This is a genomic window from Ignavibacteriota bacterium, from assembly GCA_016708125.1.
Taxonomy (GTDB): domain Bacteria; phylum Bacteroidota; class Ignavibacteria; order Ignavibacteriales; family Melioribacteraceae.
Map to the genome: position 1 here is coordinate 3,512,282 of JADJGF010000001.1, position 20,303 is coordinate 3,532,584.

Genomic DNA, 20,303 nt, shown 5'->3' on the forward strand with positions numbered 1-20,303 from the left:
TAAAAAATGAAAACCAGAAATTTATTTGGCAAAATTTCTTTAATAATTATAGGAGTTGTATTTGGAGCAATACTTGTTTCAAGTGCAGATTTAATAAAAATAAGCAAAGCAGAACATATAAATATTGGGAGCGAAAATTCTCCGGTTGAAAATTTAACTTTAACAAATTTTAATACGGCATTTATCGAAGTTGCAGAAAAAGTTACGCCATCAATTGTAAGTATAAATGTTGTAAGCACAGTAAAAGAAGATCCACATAAAGATTTATTTAATTTTCCATTTAACTTTCCGGAATTCAAAGATAAAAATCAAGACTTTAAGCGAGAAGGCGGCGGAAGCGGTGTTATCATTTCAAAAGACGGATATATTTTAACAAATAATCACGTAGTGGAAAATGCATCTCAAATAAAAATTCATTTATTTGATAAACGAGAACTTGATGCAAAAATAATTGGAAAAGATCCGTTAACAGATTTAGCAGTTGTAAAAGTTGATGCAGAAAATTTGCCCGCAGCTTATATGGGTGATTCAGACCAATTAAAAGTAGGTTCTTGGGTAATGGCAATTGGAAATCCGTTAAGTTATTTAACTTCAACAGTAACAGCTGGAATTGTTAGTGCAACCGGCAGAAATATCGGAATAATCAAAGATAAAGAAAATTATGGTATAGAAGATTTTATTCAAACGGATGCTGCAATAAATCCGGGTAATAGCGGCGGAGCTTTGGTTGATTTAACCGGAGCTGTTGTTGGAATAAATTCTGCAATTGCTACAAATGGATTTTCTTCAACATATATTGGATATGGATTTGCAATTCCAATTAATATTGCAAAATCTGTTGCGCAAGATTTAATAGAAAATGGTGAAGTTAGTCGTGGCTACATTGGCGTTAGTATTACAGAAGTTGATGCTGCAACAGCAAAGGCAGTTGGTTTGGATAAGCCTATGGGCATAATGATTCAAAATGTTGTTGAAGACGGTTCAGCCGCAACAGAAGATATTTTAGCCGGTGATGTAATTTTGGAAATTGATGGAAAAGAAATTAATAAACCAAATCAACTACAAAGTTATGTTGCAACAAAAAGAGCCGGAACAGAAGTTCATTTAACCTTGTTTAGAGAAGGGAAAAAAATAACGAGAGATGTAGTTTTAAAAGCCAGAGAAAAAGATAAAGAGGAAACAACAGAATTAGTTTCTTCAAAAAAAGAAAAGAAAAAAGATTCTAATAATATTCAAGAAATTAACTTAAAGGAATTGGGATTAACAGTGCAAGATTTAAATGATTCCGGATTAAAAAAATATAAAGTAAAAAATGGCATATTGATTAAAGATGTTGAACAATTCAGTAAAGCCGCTGATCAAAGTTTATTTCCCGGATTGGTAATAACGCAAGTAGATAAAAAGAATATTAGTTCAGCTGAAGATTTTGAAGAAGCTATCAATTCAAAAAAAGGCGAAGCTGTATTGTTAAAATTATATGATGAACAAGGAAACACAAGATTTGTCGGATTGGAAATCCCCGATAATAAATAAATTTCACAAAATATTATTTTTGAAAACGCCTATATCTCATAGGCGTTTTTTTTATATTTAAATGCAAAATAATTAAGGAAAATAAATGATTAGAATTCTTACTTCCGGCGAATCTCATGGGAAATCATTATCAGTAATTGTTGAAGGATTTCCATCAAATATTCCGATTACAAAAGAATTTGTTGATAATCAACTTCGCAGAAGACAAATGGGATATGGTCGCGGTGGGAGAATGAAAATTGAAACCGATCAAGTTGAAATTTTATCCGGAATACGATTTGGTAAAACTTTAGGCTCACCAATTTCTTTTAATATTGAAAATTCTGATTGGAAAAATTGGACTGAAATAATGAGTCATACTCCAATTAAAAGTAAAGTTGAGAAAATTACAATTCCTCGTCCGGGTCATGCAGATTTAACCGGAATAAGCAAATTTAATTTTAACGATATTAGAAATTCAATAGAAAGATCAAGTGCTAGAGAAACAGCGGTAAGAGTTGCCGGCTCAACAATTGCCAAAAGATTTTTAGAAGAATTCGGAATAAATGTTGGAAGTTTTGTAGAAAGCATAGGTAATATTTATTCTAAAAATAATTTTGCTCAAAATTTATTTGATAATAATTTACCGAAGAATTTTTCAGCTCAAAATTTAGCAGATGAAGCTGATAAAAGTGAAGTCAGAGTTTTGGAAAGTGAACAAGAAAAAAAAATTATCAACAAAATTAAATCAGCTAAGAAAAATGGAGACACACTTGGCGGAAATATTATTGTTGTAGCAACTGGCGTTCCGGTTGGGCTTGGTTCATATATGCATTTTGATAGAAAACTTGATGCGGCAATTGCATTCGAATTTATGTCAATTAATGCAATAAAAGGAGTTGAAATTGGTTCTGGATTTTATTCAGCCGGTTTGTTCGGTTCAAAATCTCACGATGAGATAATTTTAGAAAATAATAATTTCTCACGAAAGACAAATCGTGCCGGCGGGATTGAAGGAGGAATATCAACTGGGTTGCCGATTATTGTTAGAGCCGCAATGAAACCAATTGCTACACTTATGCAGCCGATAGAAACTGTTGATTTAAATGAGATGAAATCTGTAAAAGCCAGAAGAGAACGAAGTGATTTTGTTGCTGTTCCGGCTTGCGGTGTTATTGGAGAAGCTGCATTGGCTTGGGTTTTAGCTAAATTTATGTTGGAAAAATTCGGCGGAGATTCTCTTGAAGAAACTAAAATAAATTATAAAAATTATACTAAAAATTTATTTCAAAATATTAAGAAAAATTTTAAATAAGAATTTATGATTGAATTAAAAAAATTTGTTTTTAATCCATTTCAAGAAAATACTTATTTAGTTTGGGATAAAATTTCTAATGAAACAATAATTGTTGATCCGGGTTGTTATACAAATAAAGAAGAAGAATCTTTATCCAAATTTATTGATGAAAATAATCTCCAAATAAAATATCTTATCAATACTCATTGCCATATAGATCATATTTTAGGAAATGCATTTGTTAAGGAAAAATATAAATGCGAATTTTTTGCCCCAGAACTTGATTTACCTTTACTAAATAAATTAAGTGATCAAGCAAAAATGTTTGGAATTTCCGCAAAAAAATCTCCACATCCAGATAACTTTATAACAGAAAATTTAGTACTAAAAATTGGCGAAAGTACTTTCTCGTTTTTGTTTACTCCAGGACATACTCCCGGTGAATATTGTATTTTGTTTGAAACTAATATTTGTATAAGCGGTGACGTTTTATTTCTTGAAGGAATTGGGCGAACAGACTTATGGGGTGGAGATTATAAAACTTTAATTAATTCTATTGAAACAAAATTATTTACATTAGATAATGCTACAAAAGTTTTTCCCGGTCATGGAGATTCAACAACAATTGGTTTTGAAAAATTGAACAATCCATTTTTAAAATAACTTATGTTGATTATCCCAAATTGATTAAATAAATTACATCATCATTCAAATAAATTTATAATGTTAGAAAATAATTTTACAATTCAAAAAAAATATAGTTTAATATTATCATTATTATCCGCAATTATTTTTATTTACATAATATTATTTGAATTTATACTTCCGGTAAATCAATTATTACCGCGACCATCAATTTTAGTAGAGTCAATTCCATCAATACTTAAAGATTATAGTTTTATAAATAATTTTTTATTTACGGTTTCCATCATTTATTCAATATTTCTTGTTTCTTATTTTTTAATAAAATTAGTATTTCCGTATATTTTTATTACCTCAAATCAGTTTCCTAAATTGCTTCAACTTTTTCAAGTTTCAAATTATTTTCTTCCGGTATTTTTAGTTTTTCTATTTAATATATGGTTTAACAATTCCATTTGGGGAGAAATTATTTTCATATTCATTTTGACAATGGGATTACTTAAAAGCGAAGTATTTTTAAGCTCGCATAAAGTTAAAGACGAATATATAATTTCCGCAAAAAGTTTAGGTTTACCTCAAAATAAAATAATTCAAAATGTAATTTGGAAATCATTTCAGCCGCAAATATTTGATGTGTTCAAGAAAAATCATTTTTTAATTTGGACTTACTCAATAGTTTACGAATTTGTAAATAAAACAAACGGATTAGGAAAACAGTTTTATTTATCAATAAAATACGCTGATTTAGTTGTTATTGTTGCAACAATAATTTTGTTGATGATTACATTATTTACTTTTGAATTTTTGATGAATAAGATAAAATTAAAATATTTCTTTTGGGAAAAACTTGATGAATGAAAATATTTTAAAAGTTGAAAATATTTCGAAAGAATATAAAGATAAAGTTGGTTATGTAATTCAACTTTTGGAAAACATTTCATTTTCAGTATTTAAAGGTGAATTTGTTTCGGTGCTTGCGCCAAAGGGCTCTGGCAAAACTTCATTGTTAAAAATTATTGCGAGATTGGAAAATCCATCTTCTGGAAAAATTATTGAAGAGAAGAAAAATATTGTATTTATTCCTTCAAAACCTTCTTCATTTCCTTGGCTAAATGTTTATGATAATATTTCATTCAACAGTAAAATGAATGAAAAAGAAATTGCAGAAATCATTAATTTAGTTGGATTGCATGGTTATGAAAATCATTTCCCAAATGCAAAAAGTGAAGGTTTTAGATTTCGAATTTCTCTTGGAAGAACTTTAGCAAATAATCCGGATTTGATAATTATCGATGAACCATTTAATAATCTAAATGATAAAACTCGTGAAGAAATTTATTTATTGTTGAGAAAAGTTTTTATCGAAAAAAAAATATCAATACTTTTTGGAACAACAAATATAACTGAGGCATTATTCTTATCGGATAAAATTTATTTGATGAAAAAAAATCCCGGTGAAATTATAGAAAAGTTAAAAGTTGAATTATCAGCGAAACGTAATTTAGAAATCTTGGAGTCTGAGCAATTTCAATCTTCAAGAAATCAAATTGAAGATATTTTCAAAAAGAAATTAGAAAGTAAACTTTATCATTTTTCCGTTTAATAATTTTTATGTCTGAAAAAAATATTTATTTAGAAAACTTAAGAAATGAAGCTAAACTTGGCGGCGGTGAAGAACGTATTAAAAATCAGCATGAAAAAGGAAAATTAACTGCGCGAGAAAGAATCGAACTTTTAGTTGATGAAGGAAGTTTTGATGAAATTGATATGTTTGTTAAACACAGATCAAATGATTTTGGATTAGACAAACAAAAATTTTTAGGTGACGGAGTTGTAACCGGATTTGCAAAAATAAATAACAGACCGATTGCATTATTTAGTCAAGATTTTACAGTTTTCGGTGGTTCTCTTTCCGAAGCACATGCTGAAAAAATTTGCAAGCTGATGGATATGGCAATGAAAATCGGCATTCCCGTAATTGGATTAAATGATTCCGGCGGCGCAAGAATTCAAGAAGGAGTTGTAAGTCTTGGCGGTTACGCAGAAATATTTTTACGAAACACATTAGCCTCCGGAGTTATTCCTCAAATTTCTGCAATTTTAGGACCATGTGCGGGCGGCGCTGTTTATTCACCTGCAATTACTGATTTTATTTTCATGGCAAAAAAAACAAGCCATATGTTTGTAACGGGACCAAATGTTGTAAAAACCGTAACTCATGAAGAAGTTTCGTTTGAGCAATTAGGCGGAGCCGAAACACATACATCAAAAAGTGGCGTTGCGCATTTTGCATTTGATAGCGAAATTGAAGTGTTGCACAATATCAGAAAATTAGTGGATTATCTTCCATTAAATTGGAAAGATAAATCTGTTGAAAAAGAATTTGATTTTAATGCAGATTTATTAATTCCGGAGCTTGATGATATTATTCCGGAAAATTCCACCAAACCTTACGATATGCATAAAATAATTTCCAAAATTGTTGATGACGAAGAATTTCTGGAAGTTCATAAAAATTTTGCAGAAAATATTATTGTGGGATTTGGAAGAATTGGCGGAATTTCGGTTGGTGTAGTTGCAAATCAGCCGGCAATTTTAGCCGGAGTTTTGGATATTAATTCATCTGTAAAAGGAGCAAGATTTGTAAGATTTTGTGATGCATTCAATATTCCGCTTTTAGTTTTGGAAGATGTCCCGGGCTTTCTTCCGGGAACCGAACAAGAATGGGGTGGAATTATAAAACATGGTTCAAAATTACTTTTTGCATTTAGTGAAGCAACAGTTCCGAAAGTTACCGTAATTACCAGAAAAGCATACGGCGGCGCTTACGATGTAATGAATTCCAAACATATTCGCGGCGATTTTAATTTTGCTTGGCCAACTGCGGAAATTGCAGTAATGGGACCCAAAGGTGCAGTAGAAATAATATTTAAAAAAGAAATTCAGTCTTCTGAAAAACCGGAAGAAAAATTAAATCAAATGTTAGAAGAATATATTGAAAAATTTGCAAATCCGTATATTGCAGCGGAGCGTGGATATATTGATGATGTTATTAAACCAAGTGAAACCAAACTAAAATTAGTAAATGCATTTCAATTGCTAAAAACAAAAGTTGATACAAATCCAAAGAAAAAACATTCAAATATTCCGTTGTAAATATTTGATTAAAAAATCAGACAAAAACTTCAAATCTATTTTAATAATTGTTGTAAATTTCTTTTTATCAAAATAATTTGTAAATAAATAAAAGGTGAAAAAATGAGATTAAGATATTTTTCACATTCGGCATTTCAGATTAAAACAAATTCCGGAATCACAATTTTAATTGATCCGTTTTTAGATGAAAATCCAACTTCACCGGTAAAATCAAAAGATGTTGATGCAAATTATATTATTTTAACTCACGGACACGGCGATCATATCGGTGATGCATTCAAAATTGCAAAAAGAACAAACCCAATTTTTATTTGCGTAAATGAATTAGCAAATTATTGTATTTCTAAAGGATTTAATGCTCACAATATGCATATTGGCGGAGCACATAATTTTGAATTCGGGCGAATTAAATTTACAATTGCACATCACGGATCACAAACTCCGGATGGAACTTATGCTGGAGAACCAGCCGGAGTTCTTATAACTATTGAAAATAAAACAATTTACCATACCGGTGATACTGCACTTTTTTATGATATGAAACTTATTGGTGAAATGAACAAAGTAAATTATATGCTGCTCCCGATTGGAGATAATTTCACTATGGGAATAAAAGATGCCACAAAAGCTGTAGAATTTGTAAATCCAGATTTTGCAATTCCAATTCATTATAATACTTTTCCGGTAATTGAAGCTGATCCGAATGAATTTAAGAAAAGTGTAGAATCAATTAATAAAAAATGTATTTTAATGAAATTTGGTGAAGAGATTGAATTGTAATTTTAGGAATTTAACGTTAGTTTTTAATTTTAAAAAAGTATTTTAAGTATTTGATTTTTAGGAATTCATGGCAAATATTATAGCAATTGCCAACCAAAAGGGGGGCGTTGGAAAAACATCAACAGCAATAAATTTATCCGCATCAATTGCGGCGGCAGAATTTAAAACATTGCTTATTGATATTGATCCGCAAGCAAATTCATCTCACGGTTTAGGAATTTATAATAATGAATCTTCCGTTTATAATGTAATTATTGGAAATGTTCCGATAGAAAATTGTGTTGTAAATTCTTATATGCCAAATCTTGATATTTTACCTTCGCATATTGATTTGGTTGGTGCGGAAATTGAAATTGTGAATATGGAAAATAGAGAAAAACTATTAAAAAAATCGCTCGCAGAAATAAATTCTGAGTATGATTATATAATTATTGATTGTCCACCTTCCTTAAGTTTGCTAACATTAAATGCATTAACCGGAGCGGATTCTGTTATAATTCCGGTTCAATGTGAGTATTTTGCTTTAGAAGGTTTGGGACAATTGTTAAACACAATCAATATTGTTAAAAAACAATTAAATCCAAGTTTGGCAATTAACGGCGTTTTGTTAACAATGTATGATCAAAGATTGAATTTATCAAATCAAGTTGTTGAAGAAGTAAAAAAATATTTTGGTGAAAAAGTTTTTACAACAATAATTCATAGAAATGTAAAAATATCCGAAGCGCCAAGTCATGCAAAACCAGTAATTTTATATGATGCAATTTCATCCGGAGCTAAAAATTATATTTCGCTTGCTTCGGAAGTTATCAGTAGATGTAATCATAAACAATTGAGCAATTAAAAAATGAATGATAAAAATAAACCGGCACTCGGAAGAGGATTAGAAGCTTTATTAAATCCTTCTATCAAAATTGAAAATCATGAAAATATTGATTTATCAAATCAGAATATTAAAAATGATGACGGAACTTCTCAAGATATTTTGGCAAAAATTGATGTTGAAAATATTTCTCCAAATCCATTTCAGCCAAGAATTGAATTTGACGCCGAAGCTTTAAATGAATTAAAAAAATCTATTTTGCAAAATGGATTAATTCAGCCGATTACGGTTAGAAGAATTTCGGAAAATAAATATGAATTAATTTCCGGCGAAAGAAGACTTCGCGCAGTTAAAGAAATTGGATACAAAACAATTCCGGCTTATATAATTGTTGTTGAATCAAAAGAAGCAATGCTGGCATTGGCTTTGATCGAAAATATTCAAAGAGAAAAATTAAATCCCATAGAAATTGCTCATGCGTATAAAAGATTAATTGATGAATGTAATTTATCCCAAGAAGAAGTTTCCGAAAAAGTTGGAAAAGATAGAACAACAATTACAAATACGATTAGATTGTTAAAACTTCCGGTGGAAATTCAAAATTGTTTGATAAAAGATGAAATTTCTGCGGGACATGCAAGAGCTTTAATTAATATTTACGACGAACGTTTGCAGCTTCAGATTCTTGAAAAAATAAAAAAAGATAATCTTCCGGTTAGAAAAGTTGAGCAGATTGTTAAAACTTTGCTTGAAGGAAAGAAAACCGAAAATAAAGAAAATATTACTTTTAATGATCAAGAATTAATTTCCCAAAGAGATATTGAAAATAAACTTAGAATAATTTTTGGAACTAAAGTTATTTGCAAACAAAAGAAAGACGGAGCCGGGCAAATTACAATTGATTTTTACTCAAACGAAGAACTTGATAGATTATTTGATCTTTTTGATATCATTGAAAAAGCTAATTCTTAAAATACTAATCTTATTTTTGTTCACATCAATTAATGTTCAAAGTCAGAACATTAATCAAGATTCAACTTTAACAAATAGTGAAGCCGATACAACTTTTATTATGACGAAATCCCCAACGGGAGCAATGTTAAGAAGTGCAATAATTCCAGGTTGGGGACAGTTTTATAATGAATCATATTGGAAAATTCCGATTATTTGGGGAGCTGCAGCTTGGTTTGTTTATGGGTGGCAAGGTGAAAATGATAATTATAATTACTTTAGTGATTTATATAACAAAAGTTTACTTGATCCGTCTAATAATTTAACATTAGTATATAAAAATATAAGAGATGGTTATAGAGATAATAGGGATTTATTTGCAATTTATTTGGGTTTAACATATTTTCTTAACGTTATTGATGCTTATGTTGATGCGCATTTATTTGATTTTGATATTGGAATGAATAGTTTTACAAAAGAACCGGAATTCAAAATTAAATTCAATTTTTAATGAATAATAATTTCAACATTTGCCAAAATTGCGGAGAAAAAAATCCGTTATATTTAAATAAATGTACAAAATGTCATCATTATTTTAGAGCTGCTGTAGTAAATATTGATTTATGGAGCACAATTTGGAGACTTTTTGAAACTCCAAAAGATGCGCTAAAAAATATAATTTATGCCGAACATAAAAACTTTATAACATTTCTCACTTTTTTTCTATCAATAAAGCTATTACTCATTTCTGCTTTTGTTCAATCTTTTGTTGATGATAGTGTAATGAATTCAAAAAGCTTTATTTACAACATTCTCATTCAAGCTGTTATTTACACTGCATTTTTTATATTTTTTTCAATTTTATTAAATGTAGGATTAAAGAAATTCACAAAAACAAAATTTAAGAATACATTTGCCGTTACAATTTTTTCATTTATTCCAACTATCTTAACTCTATTTTTCCTAACCCCAATTGAATACGGAATTTTTGGTAAACATTGGTTTATATTTAATCCATCACCATTTTTGATAAAAGAAATTCCGGCTTACATTTTAACTTTAGTAGAATTAATTTTTATTATATGGAGTGTCATAATCTTTTGGAAGGGAATAAAACTTCAATCGAATTCAAACTTTTTTAGTATCGCAATGATAATATTTTTTTTAATTTTTCTAATATCAATTATTTTGAAAATACCTTATATTATTTTTTAAGTTTATTTATATAATCAATTATAATTCCATATCTTAAACCTCTTCCGCTAACATAAATTATATCAAGGTTTTTCATTTTCATTATTGATTCAAGAATTAAAATTCCGGCAAATAAAACATCTTCTCTTCCTTTAACAACATTGCCAAAATTTGTTAACATTTCATTCGGCTGAATGTTTATAATTTTATTTTTCAATTTTAATATTTCAGAAAAATTTAAATGCGAATTTTCTACTTTTTTTTCATCATAATCTCTAAGATTTTGTTTGATACATGATAAAGTTGTTGGAGTTCCGGCAACAGCAATCGTAGTTAATTTTTGCGGAATATTAAAATATATTTTTTCAAATAACTGATGTAAAAATAATTCCGCTTCTTTTATATTAGTTTCTTCAATAGGTCTATTCTTGAAGTATTTTTCTGTTAAACTTACAACTCCGGTTTGAAAACTATGCTTAAAAATTATATTGTTTGATTTCCCATAAATTATTTCCGTACTTCCGCCGCCAATATCAATTACCATTTTTTCTTCAGCTTTTGGCATTGATGATGATGCTCCCAAATATGAAAATTCAGCTTCAGTATTTCCATCAATAATTTCAATTTCCAAATCAAGTTTTGATTTTACCAAAGTACAAATTTCATCAGAATTAGAAGCAATTCTCATAGCATTTGTTGCTTTTAACAAAACTTTTTCGCACCTGTATTCAATAATTTTATTTTTATATAAAGTTAATATTTCAAGTAAATGATTTATTCTATCATGTTGAATTTCTTTTCCCGGAAGCAAACCTTTTCCCAATCGAGGTGAATTGTATAAATTTATCAGCGGAAAAAGATTATTATTTTCAACTTTTGCTATTAGTAATAAAACTGTATTTGATCCTATATCAATACTTGCAATGTTCATAATTTCCAAGTTTTAATTGAGTTAAAGAATTGTTATTTTCAAATTATAAATTTAATTTCACTCTAAATATAAAACTTCAAAAATGAAAATTAAAGAAAAAGAATTTGAAGAAGTGCTTGAAGACTTAAAATCAGTTGCTGCACAAATGGGAGCAAAAGTTAGATTTGAAAGAGGAGACTTTAAAGGCGGATATTGTATTGTGAAAGAAAGTAAAATTATTGTTTTAAATAGACTCTCGACAACTCAAAGAAAAGTTATTACACTTTCTGCAGCATTAAAAGAATTAGGTATTGATGATATTTATTTACCTCCAAAATTAAGAGAAATTATCGAAGAAATGGATGAAACGAAATGAAGATAATAATAATAAATGGTCCTAATTTAAATTTACTTGGAAAAAGGGATGAATCGCAATATGGAAATTTAACTCTTGAAAAAATTGAAGAAATAATAAAATTAGAATTTCCAGAGGATGAATTCGAATTTTTTCAAAGTAATTTAGAAGGTGAAATTGTTGATAAATTGCAAAATGCCTCAAAAAATTTTGAAGGAATTTTAATAAATCCCGGAGGATATACTCATACTTCAGTTGCAATTAGAGATGCTCTTGAAATTGTAAAAATTCCCAAAATTGAAGTACACCTTTCAAATGTTTCATCAAGAGAAGATTTTAGAAAAGTAATGATAACTACTCCATGCACAAATGGATACATTTCTGGATTTAAAGAAAAAAGTTATTTAGCCGGAATATATCTTTTAAAGAAAATTCATTCTGAAAAATAATTTCATCTCCATGCTCCCACATATTTAGCAAGCAAAATCTTTCAGATACGAATTATTGTATCGTTATACATATTCTTGGTGCTAAATAAATTTATGAATTTATTCGAATATAATTGCATAAATATTTTAATTCAATTTCATGCTAATTAAGCATTAGCTTGATTTTCTTGCAATCTATTTAAATTATACATATAACGATTGTTTCAAGCAAAAGTTTAGAATAAATTCTAAACTTGCTATTTTTTAACACTTTATATATTTTAGCTAAAGTATAAATCGAGGAATTGTATGAAAGATTTTGGATTAAAAAAATTGTATTACTCAATCTCAGAAGTAAGTAAATTAACCGATTTGGAGCAATATATTTTACGATATTGGGAAACAGAGTTTGAACAATTAAAACCATCCAAAAATAGAGCTGGAAATCGAATTTATACTAATAAAGATATAAAAATGATTTTACTCATAAAGCATCTATTACGTGAAGAGAAATATACAATTGAAGGTGCAAAGAAAATTTTAAGTGATCCAAACGAACTAAATAAAATAAGTTCGGAAAATAGAAATACTTCAATACAAAAAGTTGCAACTCCAGAACAAAATTTTCAAGAACAACGCGATATTAAAAGAGACCTTGAAGATTTAAAGAACTTTTTAGTAGATTTACGTTCAAAGATATAATTCTCGGAACGTAGCGCAGCCCGGTAGCGTACTTGAATGGGGTTCAAGTAGTAAGACTGATTTTATTGCGTTTATTAACTAAAAACCAAATAAATAATAGAAATAAAACTCATTGTTGCAAAATTGTTGCAATAATAATTTTGAAAATGCATAGCAATGGTAGAATTTTTGGTTAGTTAATAAATTGTGCCAGAGCGAATGTCGGTACGAACAAGCAACATTTTAAGGTTATTTATAGCAGATTTATAATGTTGAGAAATTAAACTTTCAGTTACACCGCAGCTTTCAGCAATAAAATTATTATTCATTCCTTGAAGTTTACATCCTAAAATTATTTGCTCTGTCCGTGGAAGTTTTGGAAATTGATCAAGCATAAGATTTATAATTTCAGTGTTCTCAATATTCAATAAAAAATTATCCTTTTCATTATGCTCCAATTGCTCCGGTTCATATCCGAAATTGATTTTTATTTTTCTGATTTCATCAAGTATTCTGAATCTTATTATCTTCATTAAATAAGTTGTAAATTTAATTTTATTATTAACATCAAAATCAACGTTAATGCAGTTTAACAAAACTGTATTAGCTATTGAAATCTGAGAATCATAATCAATTAAATTTTTTGGAATTCCTTGAATTGCTTTGTGTAGTAAAAGTTGATGATTTTTAACTAAAACATCTAAGGCTTTCTTACTGTTAGTTTTCCGGTAAAACTTTATGAGTTTTTTAGTATTGAGATCTTCCATAGAAAAATAAAGTACGTACTAAGTACGTACTTTTTTGATATGCAATTTAATTATTGAAAAACATCATTTCATTATGATTATTTATAAATTCAATAATATTTTCCGGCTGTACTTCTTTTAATTCTTTGAAAAGACTTTCTAAATCTTCACGTTTAAAAGATAAATCATTATATGGCATTTTTTCAATTTCAGTTTTAGAAGTTGTACCGAATATTTTTTTAATGATGTTTGTTTTAATCATAATATCTTCTTTACTCCTTGGACTTCCTAATCCATTCAATTCAAAAACTGCTTCTATTTTTTCGATTTCAATTTTTCTTTTAAGATCTTTTTCATAATATTCACGATCAGAAGGAATAGAATTTTTATTTGTTTCTGCTGCAACTTCTCCGGTCGGCAATCCTTGAATAAAATTTATTATTGGTTTGAAATCTTTGAAAGTAGGGAAGGAAAATATTTTACCATTTATTGAATCTGATCTATCTTTCAAAACATATCCAAAAATTTCTTTTGTAGGTTTACCTTCCTTATTATAAATATCGTTTGAATTCATCCAGACATTAAGATCAGTTTCATAGGGAGTTTCTCCGGCAATTTTCATTTTAAATCCGGATTTAACAAAAGAACCTTTTTCTGTTACAACTCCGTTTTCATCTTTTGTATCTTCTTCTTTTTCATATTCAAATCCTCCTCTTCCGGTAAAAACGATATTACCTTCTGACTGAACAAATTTTTCTGAGAATTCCTCGTTCCAAAGTGGAAGGATTTTACCCCAGTCTAGAAGTGTCATAAAATTTTTTTTATTTCTAACGCGATAATCTTTAATATATCTGTAATAAATTTTAGTTAGTGAATCGATAAAGAGAAAATCAATTTCTTTTTTCTGCAAAAAGTTGAAAGCTTCTTGAACATCTTTTAAAGATGTTGTTTCTTTTGCGATTGCTTCAATTTTATTTTTCTTAAATAAGTTGATTAAAAAACGTGATCCCTTTTCATTATCCAAAATAAGAATTGGTTTTGTTAATTTCATTTGTTTGTAAGTTCCGGTTATAAATTCAAAAGCGGTTCTGGTTTTTCCAGAACCTTGAAAGCCGCCAAAACTTGCTTTAATGAAATGATCTTTACTAATTAACGGTTTTGCAAAATCTGATAAGTTCATTTTACAATACTCCTTTATTTTCTAAGTTGACTAAGTTTACATTAATTTCATCAATATTTTTTCTGCAATTTCGACAATTTTTGAAGCTGGTCTATATTTAGAATTTAAGTAGAAGTTATTAGAATAAAATTCTAATTCTTCCGCATAAAGTTTAATTACTCTAAAATGTTTTTGAATTTCAGTTAAAGCAGCGCTAATATTTTGAGCATCCATTTTTTTAACTCCTATTTTTATCAAAGTAATTTATTATTCTATTTTGATTATTGATTCTTTCATTTGCTTCCATAACATCAAAAATCAATTCACTGATTTTAAATTCACATTCTGCAAAAAGAGAATTATATAGAAATGTAAAATCTAATTTCCCAAATTTTTTAATTGATGCGTTTTTAATTTCTGCTTGAATTGATCTTAAAATCAAGTTTGCTTTTTCATCCGCTTGAATCTCTTCCGGAATTTCTTCCGGCGTTAGTAAATCTTCTAATGGATTAAAATAATTTCTTGGGTAAATGTTAGTTTTCATTTTCTTTTATCTCCTCAGTTTGAGAAATATCAAAAACAACTGCACTAAAAAAATTGCTTGGTTCTTCAGCTTCTTCACCTTCATTTTTCTTTTTATCAACTCCAACCGGATATAAAATAACTGCTCCGTGTTCACCTTTTTTTACTTGTCTGCCGTGCTCCTTCCATTGATGAAAGCCGCCGCAAATAGTTGGAATTATATTTTGGAATCTAAATTGCAAAGCGATTAACATTTGGTTTCTACCGGAATAAACTCTTCCTTCAATTGATGAAATTATTCTGCAGGATAACTCCAATTTTTCATCATCCGAAAGAGAATTTAATTTTTGAACTAAAATTTTTGTTTTTTCTTTTCTTGTTAATTTTTCCGTTGTTTCCATTATTGAACCTCTTTTAATTTATTGTTGATGTCTTGAATAAGTTTTAGGATTTCGTCAAGTTGTTTTAAAATTTCTTCCATTGGTTTGCCTTAGAAATAATTGATAAAATGCATTTGTTTTTTGCTGAATTGCTTAAAAGATTTAAGAAATTTCTTTTCTATTTTTTGCGGAATTGATAAAAAAATAACTGCGTAAGATTTGCCTTTATAATTAAGTGTTGTTTGAAAATATTCTGTTGAATTATGGTTTATGCGTAACCATTGAAAGAAAAAATTATTACAATGCTCCGGATTGAAAAAGAATACAAGCTGCCCTAAAAAACCATTTAATACATTATTGAGAGGTTTGCCGCCGATGTAAGAACAATTGTATTTAAAAGCAAAAGATGAAATTTGATTTATGGTGTACATTAAAGAACCTCTTAAAATAATTTTAACTGATTTGGTTGTTTTGTTAGTTTTTTGCCTAAAAGAGAAAAATATTTTTCTTGTGCTGTTGATAAATTTTTGTAAGAAAAACTATGATGTTTACCGGATGACAAATAAATATTTATATGATAACTACCTTTAAAAAAAGTAAGCCTATAAAGGATGTTGTTTTTTTTGACTTGCTGTATGACCACGACCACCACCTAATAAAAAAGAAAAAATGAAAAAGAAAAAAACTGTAAAATGACTTTTGTGAAGTGCGGAGAAAAAGCAAGGGCGGGCTGATATTTGCCCGCTATGTACACCCTTGACTTTTTTGAGCAACGGAACATATTTTGCCACAGTTTTTTTCTTCATTTTTTATTTTTTGGTAAAATGATTATGATAAAAGAAAAGTTATTTAACGAAGTTATATAACTGATACTTGGGCGTGAGGAACGAGTGACCGGAATAATAAAAACAAAAAAAATACTTTATGAATGAATGATGGAGCGATTGACGAGGTTCGAGGATTGAGCGACTGAATGAAAGAATAATGTATTATAAAAGCTAAACAAAGTTCCACGAACGAAGTGAGGTTGAAAGTTAAATAGTATTGAGGGACGAAATCCGAAGGTAAGGAGCGAAATATTATTTTTAAGTTTTGAGCTGAACAATTTTTATTAACACTATGGATTAATATTACTTAATAAAATTTGTGAAGTGTTTGTTTGATTTAACGAAAGGACGAAGTATAAAAAAACTTGGTAGTGACGAGATGTCGGATACCAAGTTTCTGCAATTAACTAAGATGGCAAATTCTTGACTGCTTTTGCAGTTTAAGATAATAAAACTCTGATAAGCTGGCTTGCACCAGTTGCGGCGTCTAATGCAAAACCATTAGATTCACCGGATGCGAAAGTTATTGCTTGACCACTTGCATTTGATTGAACTTTTGAACCAAGTGTTACAGCGGCACCGGAAACAACTAATGCAATGCCGGATGTCATAACCGGACCGTATTCATTTATTGAAGTATCTGCGTTTAAAACTCCAAGAGCTTTGGCACCATTTCCGCATAAAGCACCATCTAAACCAATGAATAAATTTTTTGTTCTATCTGCGGTCATTAAAACCGAAGTGATTAAAGTTGATTGTTCTGTCTGCATTTCTTTTGTCCTTAATTTATATAATAAAAATGGATCTTGTGAAAAAACATGATAATTTAAGCGAGCTAATGATTCAGCGACAACTGGATTAGGCATACCCCAACCGTTTATTTCGGAATAATGAATAAAGTAATCCGAAGGTGATTCTGTTGCAATTACATTATAATCACCGCAGCGCATTAATAAATCTCTGCATTGCCAAAAAGTTAGATCGGTTTTAAACATCAGCCAAAGAATTTTACCGGCAAAGTAACCGGCGGGGGTTTCAGTAAAATTTGAAATTTGATTAACAAAAAAATCAATATTATAGCCGTGAATATTTCCTTCGGCCAATGAATTACCAAAACCAATAAACATAACATGTTGAGGTAAAGTCAATAGAATATGATGTTGTGAAGTATTATAAGTATTTTGAATTATATTAACTGAAGGATAATAGCGACGAGACATATCGAAATAATTCTGATTGAAAGAACTATAACCAGTTACAATGATTTCAATTTTATTGATTAATGCAAATTCTAAAGCGGCTTCCAATCCGTAATAAAAATATATAATATTATCGGAGGGAAGAATATCTATATTGCCATTAGAATTAAATCCAGCTAAAATAGCATCATGAATTCTTTGGTAAGAAATATTTTTATAATCATTGGGATCATTTATATCATTTGGTGCATCAAAAGAAATAATGATTTTAGGATATTCTTTAATATGTGGAGCAATTGTTGGCATTACTTATTTCTTTTTTTTCTAGTTGATTTACCTTGATTACCTTGCCTACCGACATGCAAGCTTGAATTTCCCGGATTTTGCTGTTCATCAGAATTATTTATTTCTTCTGAATTAATGCTTAATTGTTCCGAATTATTAGCTATTTCTTCCGAACTATTATTTAAATCTTTTGAAACTTTCCCGACTTGAATTTCTTGAGATGAATTTTCAAGAAACGGCAATAATTCATCGGATGGATTCCCTAAGAAATCCATACCGATTTTATAAATTGTACCTTCGTGAACGAAATTTTCTAATACTTTCATATTAGATCACCGTATTACTAATTAAATAACCAGCATCGGGGCCAACAATTTTAGGCTGGAATATATCAGTCGAGCGTACAAATAAAACTTTTCCATCACGATCAAAAGTATCAACGGAAGGATAAGCTTTTTTCTTAAAAGTGTATCCAAAAGATGGTTCGTAATAAGAACGCTTTTCATTTGTCTGTGCTTTTGGAAGGTAATACAAGCCCATAAAATCACCGAACAAATCGGCATTAACATTTGCATCATTAGCATAAACAGCATTGCCGATAAATAATTCATCAAAACCTAATAATTGGCGTAACAAATCCGGGGTAACAACTGCATTCATTGTATATTTAATACGGTCAACGATTGCCGGATGATTTTTAAGAGCCATGTAAGTAATTGCTCCCAAAACTGCAACATTAGGATATTTTGCAATTTGCGATCTAACTGCATTTTTTGCATCGTCAATAATCTGTATTGGATTTGAAGCTGACTGATTAAAGCCGCTTCCGGTAGTAAGAGTAATTCTGTTAGTTGCCGGATAATTAGCAGTATTTTGAAGTAAATCTGCGATTTGTTTTTCGAGTCTTAAATTGATGCCATTTGAAACCACATTAGTAGCATGCATTTTTAAAGGAATATCATCTTCATCAAGTTCACGGTAATCAATTGGGTAAGAAAGATCATGCTCCGTTAAAACAAAATCAACAGTACTTCTACCTTCGGGAGAAATCTGATTAGATGCAGCGCGGATGGCTCTTTCCGTATTATAAATTTTAAAAGCTTCTTTGTTGAATAAAGGCACTTTTCCGCCTTCCTTTGAAACTACAACAATTGGGAAAATTTTAGTACCGATATGTTCAGCATTAGAATAACCTCTAGCTAATTCAGTAAGAACGGGGTCGTTAACTCTCTTTTGTTTTAATGTTCCATCCATATATGGACCTCATATTTAATTATGTTTTAATTATTCATTAAACTTAGAAGCGCATCCTTATAAGAAATTTTCTGTTCTTTGGATAACGCCAATACTTTTTTGTGAAGTGAGAAAGATTCAGGATCAACCTCATAGTTATCATATTCATACTCAGATTTAGAACTGCCGAGATTTTTTGCGAAATCATCCAATAAAAGCATATTTGGGAATTGATCTAAAAGGGCATCAAATTTCGATAATAAAGTTTTGGTTTGATTTTCTGAATTAGAAACATGCTCCGAAGTAATAAATTGGAGAAGATCCATAATTGATAATTTTATTGCGGGAGTAAGCGAACCGGATTTAATTTTATCGTTAAGAGAAAATTCAAATTTTGAGATATCAATTTTTAACTGAACGGAATAATTAAGCTGTTTGGTTAGATCATCTTTCAAATTTGTAAAATCATTTTTAAGATTTGTAACAACCGATAACAAATCATTTGCTGAGGATTTATCATTTGATGCATTATTATTCTTAGATTGTTCCGGAAGAGGATTTCCGGTTTCATCTAAGATTGCAGTCGAAAAAGCGACAAATTTTTCGGTTCTGTAGTTATCAATTATTTCATCAATTAAACCAATTGCAAGGGCTTCATCAGCAGAAATGAATGAAGATTTATTGCACATTTCTTTAAGTTTTTCTTCATCAAGATTAGTTTTCGCTTTATAAATATCTATTAGCGTATCGCGGAATTTTCCAAGATTGTTTGATTGGTCTTGAAAATCGTTAGTATCACCGATTGCGATATTCCACGGATTATGGATAAATATGTAGGAATTTTTATAAGCAAGGATTTTATTTCCAGCTAGAGCGATAACCGAAGCGATTGAAGCCGCGATTCCATCAATAATTGTAGTTACGTTTCCAAAATCTCGAAGCTGATTAAAGATTGAAAATCCCTCAAAAAGAGAACCTCCGGCTGAATTAATACGAACTTCAATTTCAGAAATATTTTTTGATTTGAAATCTTCAAGCGTGTTAAGAATTGTTTTAGAAGAAATGCCAAAACTTGAAATATGATCAAAAATGTTAATAATACCTTTATTCATTTTATCCTCAGATAACTGTTTAATATTAGCCAATTGTTTGTATGTGACCAAAATAATTCATAAGTTAGAATAAAGCAAGAAAATAAATAGCGAAAAAGCTATTTATTTTAT

26 protein-coding genes are annotated in these 20,303 nt (G+C 29.3%); 14 read left to right on the forward strand and 12 right to left on the reverse strand.

Annotated elements, in window-relative coordinates; all coding sequences use genetic code 11:
• The first annotated feature begins 6 nt into the window (after positions 1-6).
• The 11 genes from IPH62_15160 (at position 7) to IPH62_15210 (ending at position 10,376) form a co-directional block, all read left to right on the forward strand.
• The gene (locus IPH62_15160; protein MBK7106611.1) at positions 7-1,533 is read left to right on the forward strand and encodes a Do family serine endopeptidase; all 1,527 of its coding nucleotides are present in this window, start codon (positions 7-9) and stop codon (positions 1,531-1,533) included.
• Positions 1,534-1,621: 88 nt separating this feature from the next.
• A complete protein-coding gene (gene aroC, locus IPH62_15165) occupies positions 1,622-2,827 on the forward strand; it encodes a chorismate synthase (GenBank protein MBK7106612.1) in 1,206 nt (401 codons plus the stop codon).
• 6 nt (positions 2,828-2,833) lie between these two features.
• Entirely contained in the window at positions 2,834-3,472 is a 639-nt protein-coding gene (locus tag IPH62_15170) for an MBL fold metallo-hydrolase (GenBank protein MBK7106613.1), read from the forward strand.
• A gap of 60 nt (positions 3,473-3,532) precedes the next feature.
• Entirely contained in the window at positions 3,533-4,309 is a 777-nt protein-coding gene (locus IPH62_15175; GenBank protein ID MBK7106614.1) for a hypothetical protein, read from the forward strand.
• On the forward strand, positions 4,302-5,054 hold the full coding sequence (locus IPH62_15180) for an ABC transporter ATP-binding protein (protein ID MBK7106615.1): 753 nt from the start codon (positions 4,302-4,304) through the stop codon (positions 5,052-5,054). Before IPH62_15175 ends, IPH62_15180 begins: the two co-directional genes overlap by 8 nt.
• Positions 5,055-5,062: 8 nt before the next feature.
• Complete coding sequence (locus IPH62_15185; protein ID MBK7106616.1) at positions 5,063-6,607, forward strand: acyl-CoA carboxylase subunit beta; 1,545 nt, start codon at positions 5,063-5,065, stop codon at positions 6,605-6,607.
• Between the two features lie 102 nt (positions 6,608-6,709).
• Complete coding sequence (locus IPH62_15190; protein MBK7106617.1) at positions 6,710-7,387, forward strand: metal-dependent hydrolase; 678 nt, start codon at positions 6,710-6,712, stop codon at positions 7,385-7,387.
• 67 nt (positions 7,388-7,454) lie between these two features.
• Positions 7,455-8,231 carry a ParA family protein gene (locus tag IPH62_15195; protein ID MBK7106618.1) on the forward strand — a complete coding sequence of 259 codons (777 nt, stop codon included), beginning with the start codon at positions 7,455-7,457 and terminating at the stop codon, positions 8,229-8,231.
• 3 nt (positions 8,232-8,234) lie between these two features.
• Positions 8,235-9,182 carry a ParB/RepB/Spo0J family partition protein gene (locus IPH62_15200; GenBank protein MBK7106619.1) on the forward strand — a complete coding sequence of 316 codons (948 nt, stop codon included), beginning with the start codon at positions 8,235-8,237 and terminating at the stop codon, positions 9,180-9,182.
• A 16-nt stretch (positions 9,183-9,198) separates the two neighbouring features.
• The gene (locus IPH62_15205) at positions 9,199-9,672 is read left to right on the forward strand and encodes a hypothetical protein (GenBank protein MBK7106620.1); all 474 of its coding nucleotides are present in this window, start codon (positions 9,199-9,201) and stop codon (positions 9,670-9,672) included.
• Positions 9,672-10,376: a YIP1 family protein gene (locus tag IPH62_15210; GenBank protein ID MBK7106621.1), complete on the forward strand. Its 705-nt coding sequence runs from the start codon at positions 9,672-9,674 to the stop codon at positions 10,374-10,376. The genes IPH62_15205 and IPH62_15210 overlap by 1 nt, the downstream gene beginning before the upstream one ends.
• On the opposite strand, the gene IPH62_15215 is transcribed toward IPH62_15210, so the two are convergent.
• On the reverse strand, positions 10,366-11,286 hold the full coding sequence (locus IPH62_15215; GenBank protein ID MBK7106622.1) for a hypothetical protein: 921 nt from the start codon (positions 11,284-11,286) through the stop codon (positions 10,366-10,368). The genes IPH62_15210 and IPH62_15215 overlap by 11 nt on opposite strands.
• Before the next feature lie 82 nt (positions 11,287-11,368).
• Between IPH62_15215 and IPH62_15220 the strand changes: the two genes are divergently transcribed.
• From IPH62_15220 to IPH62_15230, 3 genes are all read left to right on the forward strand, one after another.
• Complete coding sequence (locus tag IPH62_15220) at positions 11,369-11,641, forward strand: hypothetical protein (protein MBK7106623.1); 273 nt, start codon at positions 11,369-11,371, stop codon at positions 11,639-11,641.
• Positions 11,638-12,069 carry a 3-dehydroquinate dehydratase gene (locus IPH62_15225; protein MBK7106624.1) on the forward strand — a complete coding sequence of 144 codons (432 nt, stop codon included), beginning with the start codon at positions 11,638-11,640 and terminating at the stop codon, positions 12,067-12,069. Before IPH62_15220 ends, IPH62_15225 begins: the two co-directional genes overlap by 4 nt.
• Positions 12,070-12,357: 288 nt before the next feature.
• Positions 12,358-12,750 (forward strand): MerR family transcriptional regulator, encoded by a 393-nt coding sequence (locus IPH62_15230; GenBank protein MBK7106625.1) that lies wholly within the window; start codon positions 12,358-12,360, stop codon positions 12,748-12,750.
• A 176-nt stretch (positions 12,751-12,926) separates the two neighbouring features.
• Here IPH62_15230 and IPH62_15235 read toward each other — a convergent pair whose 3' ends face one another.
• From IPH62_15235 to IPH62_15285, 11 genes are all read right to left on the reverse strand, one after another.
• Positions 12,927-13,496, reverse strand: a complete 570-nt coding sequence (locus IPH62_15235; protein ID MBK7106626.1) for a sigma-70 family RNA polymerase sigma factor — start codon at positions 13,494-13,496, stop codon at positions 12,927-12,929.
• A 46-nt stretch (positions 13,497-13,542) separates the two neighbouring features.
• Positions 13,543-14,655 (reverse strand): hypothetical protein, encoded by a 1,113-nt coding sequence (locus tag IPH62_15240; protein ID MBK7106627.1) that lies wholly within the window; start codon positions 14,653-14,655, stop codon positions 13,543-13,545.
• A gap of 36 nt (positions 14,656-14,691) precedes the next feature.
• Positions 14,692-14,868 carry a hypothetical protein gene (locus tag IPH62_15245; GenBank protein ID MBK7106628.1) on the reverse strand — a complete coding sequence of 59 codons (177 nt, stop codon included), beginning with the start codon at positions 14,866-14,868 and terminating at the stop codon, positions 14,692-14,694.
• Between the two features lie 4 nt (positions 14,869-14,872).
• Positions 14,873-15,178 (reverse strand): hypothetical protein, encoded by a 306-nt coding sequence (locus tag IPH62_15250; protein ID MBK7106629.1) that lies wholly within the window; start codon positions 15,176-15,178, stop codon positions 14,873-14,875.
• A complete protein-coding gene (locus IPH62_15255) occupies positions 15,168-15,557 on the reverse strand; it encodes a DUF1738 domain-containing protein (GenBank protein ID MBK7106630.1) in 390 nt (129 codons plus the stop codon). Before IPH62_15255 ends, IPH62_15250 begins: the two co-directional genes overlap by 11 nt.
• An 89-nt stretch (positions 15,558-15,646) precedes the next feature.
• Entirely contained in the window at positions 15,647-15,967 is a 321-nt protein-coding gene (locus tag IPH62_15260; GenBank protein MBK7106631.1) for a hypothetical protein, read from the reverse strand.
• A 171-nt stretch (positions 15,968-16,138) separates the two neighbouring features.
• A complete protein-coding gene (locus IPH62_15265; protein ID MBK7106632.1) occupies positions 16,139-16,342 on the reverse strand; it encodes a hypothetical protein in 204 nt (67 codons plus the stop codon).
• A gap of 461 nt (positions 16,343-16,803) precedes the next feature.
• Positions 16,804-17,868: a DUF2190 family protein gene (locus tag IPH62_15270; protein MBK7106633.1), complete on the reverse strand. Its 1,065-nt coding sequence runs from the start codon at positions 17,866-17,868 to the stop codon at positions 16,804-16,806.
• Positions 17,868-18,173: a hypothetical protein gene (locus IPH62_15275; protein MBK7106634.1), complete on the reverse strand. Its 306-nt coding sequence runs from the start codon at positions 18,171-18,173 to the stop codon at positions 17,868-17,870. The genes IPH62_15270 and IPH62_15275 overlap by 1 nt, the downstream gene beginning before the upstream one ends.
• A gap of 1 nt (position 18,174) precedes the next feature.
• Positions 18,175-19,101, reverse strand: a complete 927-nt coding sequence (locus tag IPH62_15280; protein ID MBK7106635.1) for a hypothetical protein — start codon at positions 19,099-19,101, stop codon at positions 18,175-18,177.
• 26 nt (positions 19,102-19,127) lie between these two features.
• A complete protein-coding gene (locus tag IPH62_15285) occupies positions 19,128-20,192 on the reverse strand; it encodes an ATP-dependent Clp protease proteolytic subunit (protein ID MBK7106636.1) in 1,065 nt (354 codons plus the stop codon).
• Between the last annotated feature and the right edge of the window lie 111 nt (positions 20,193-20,303).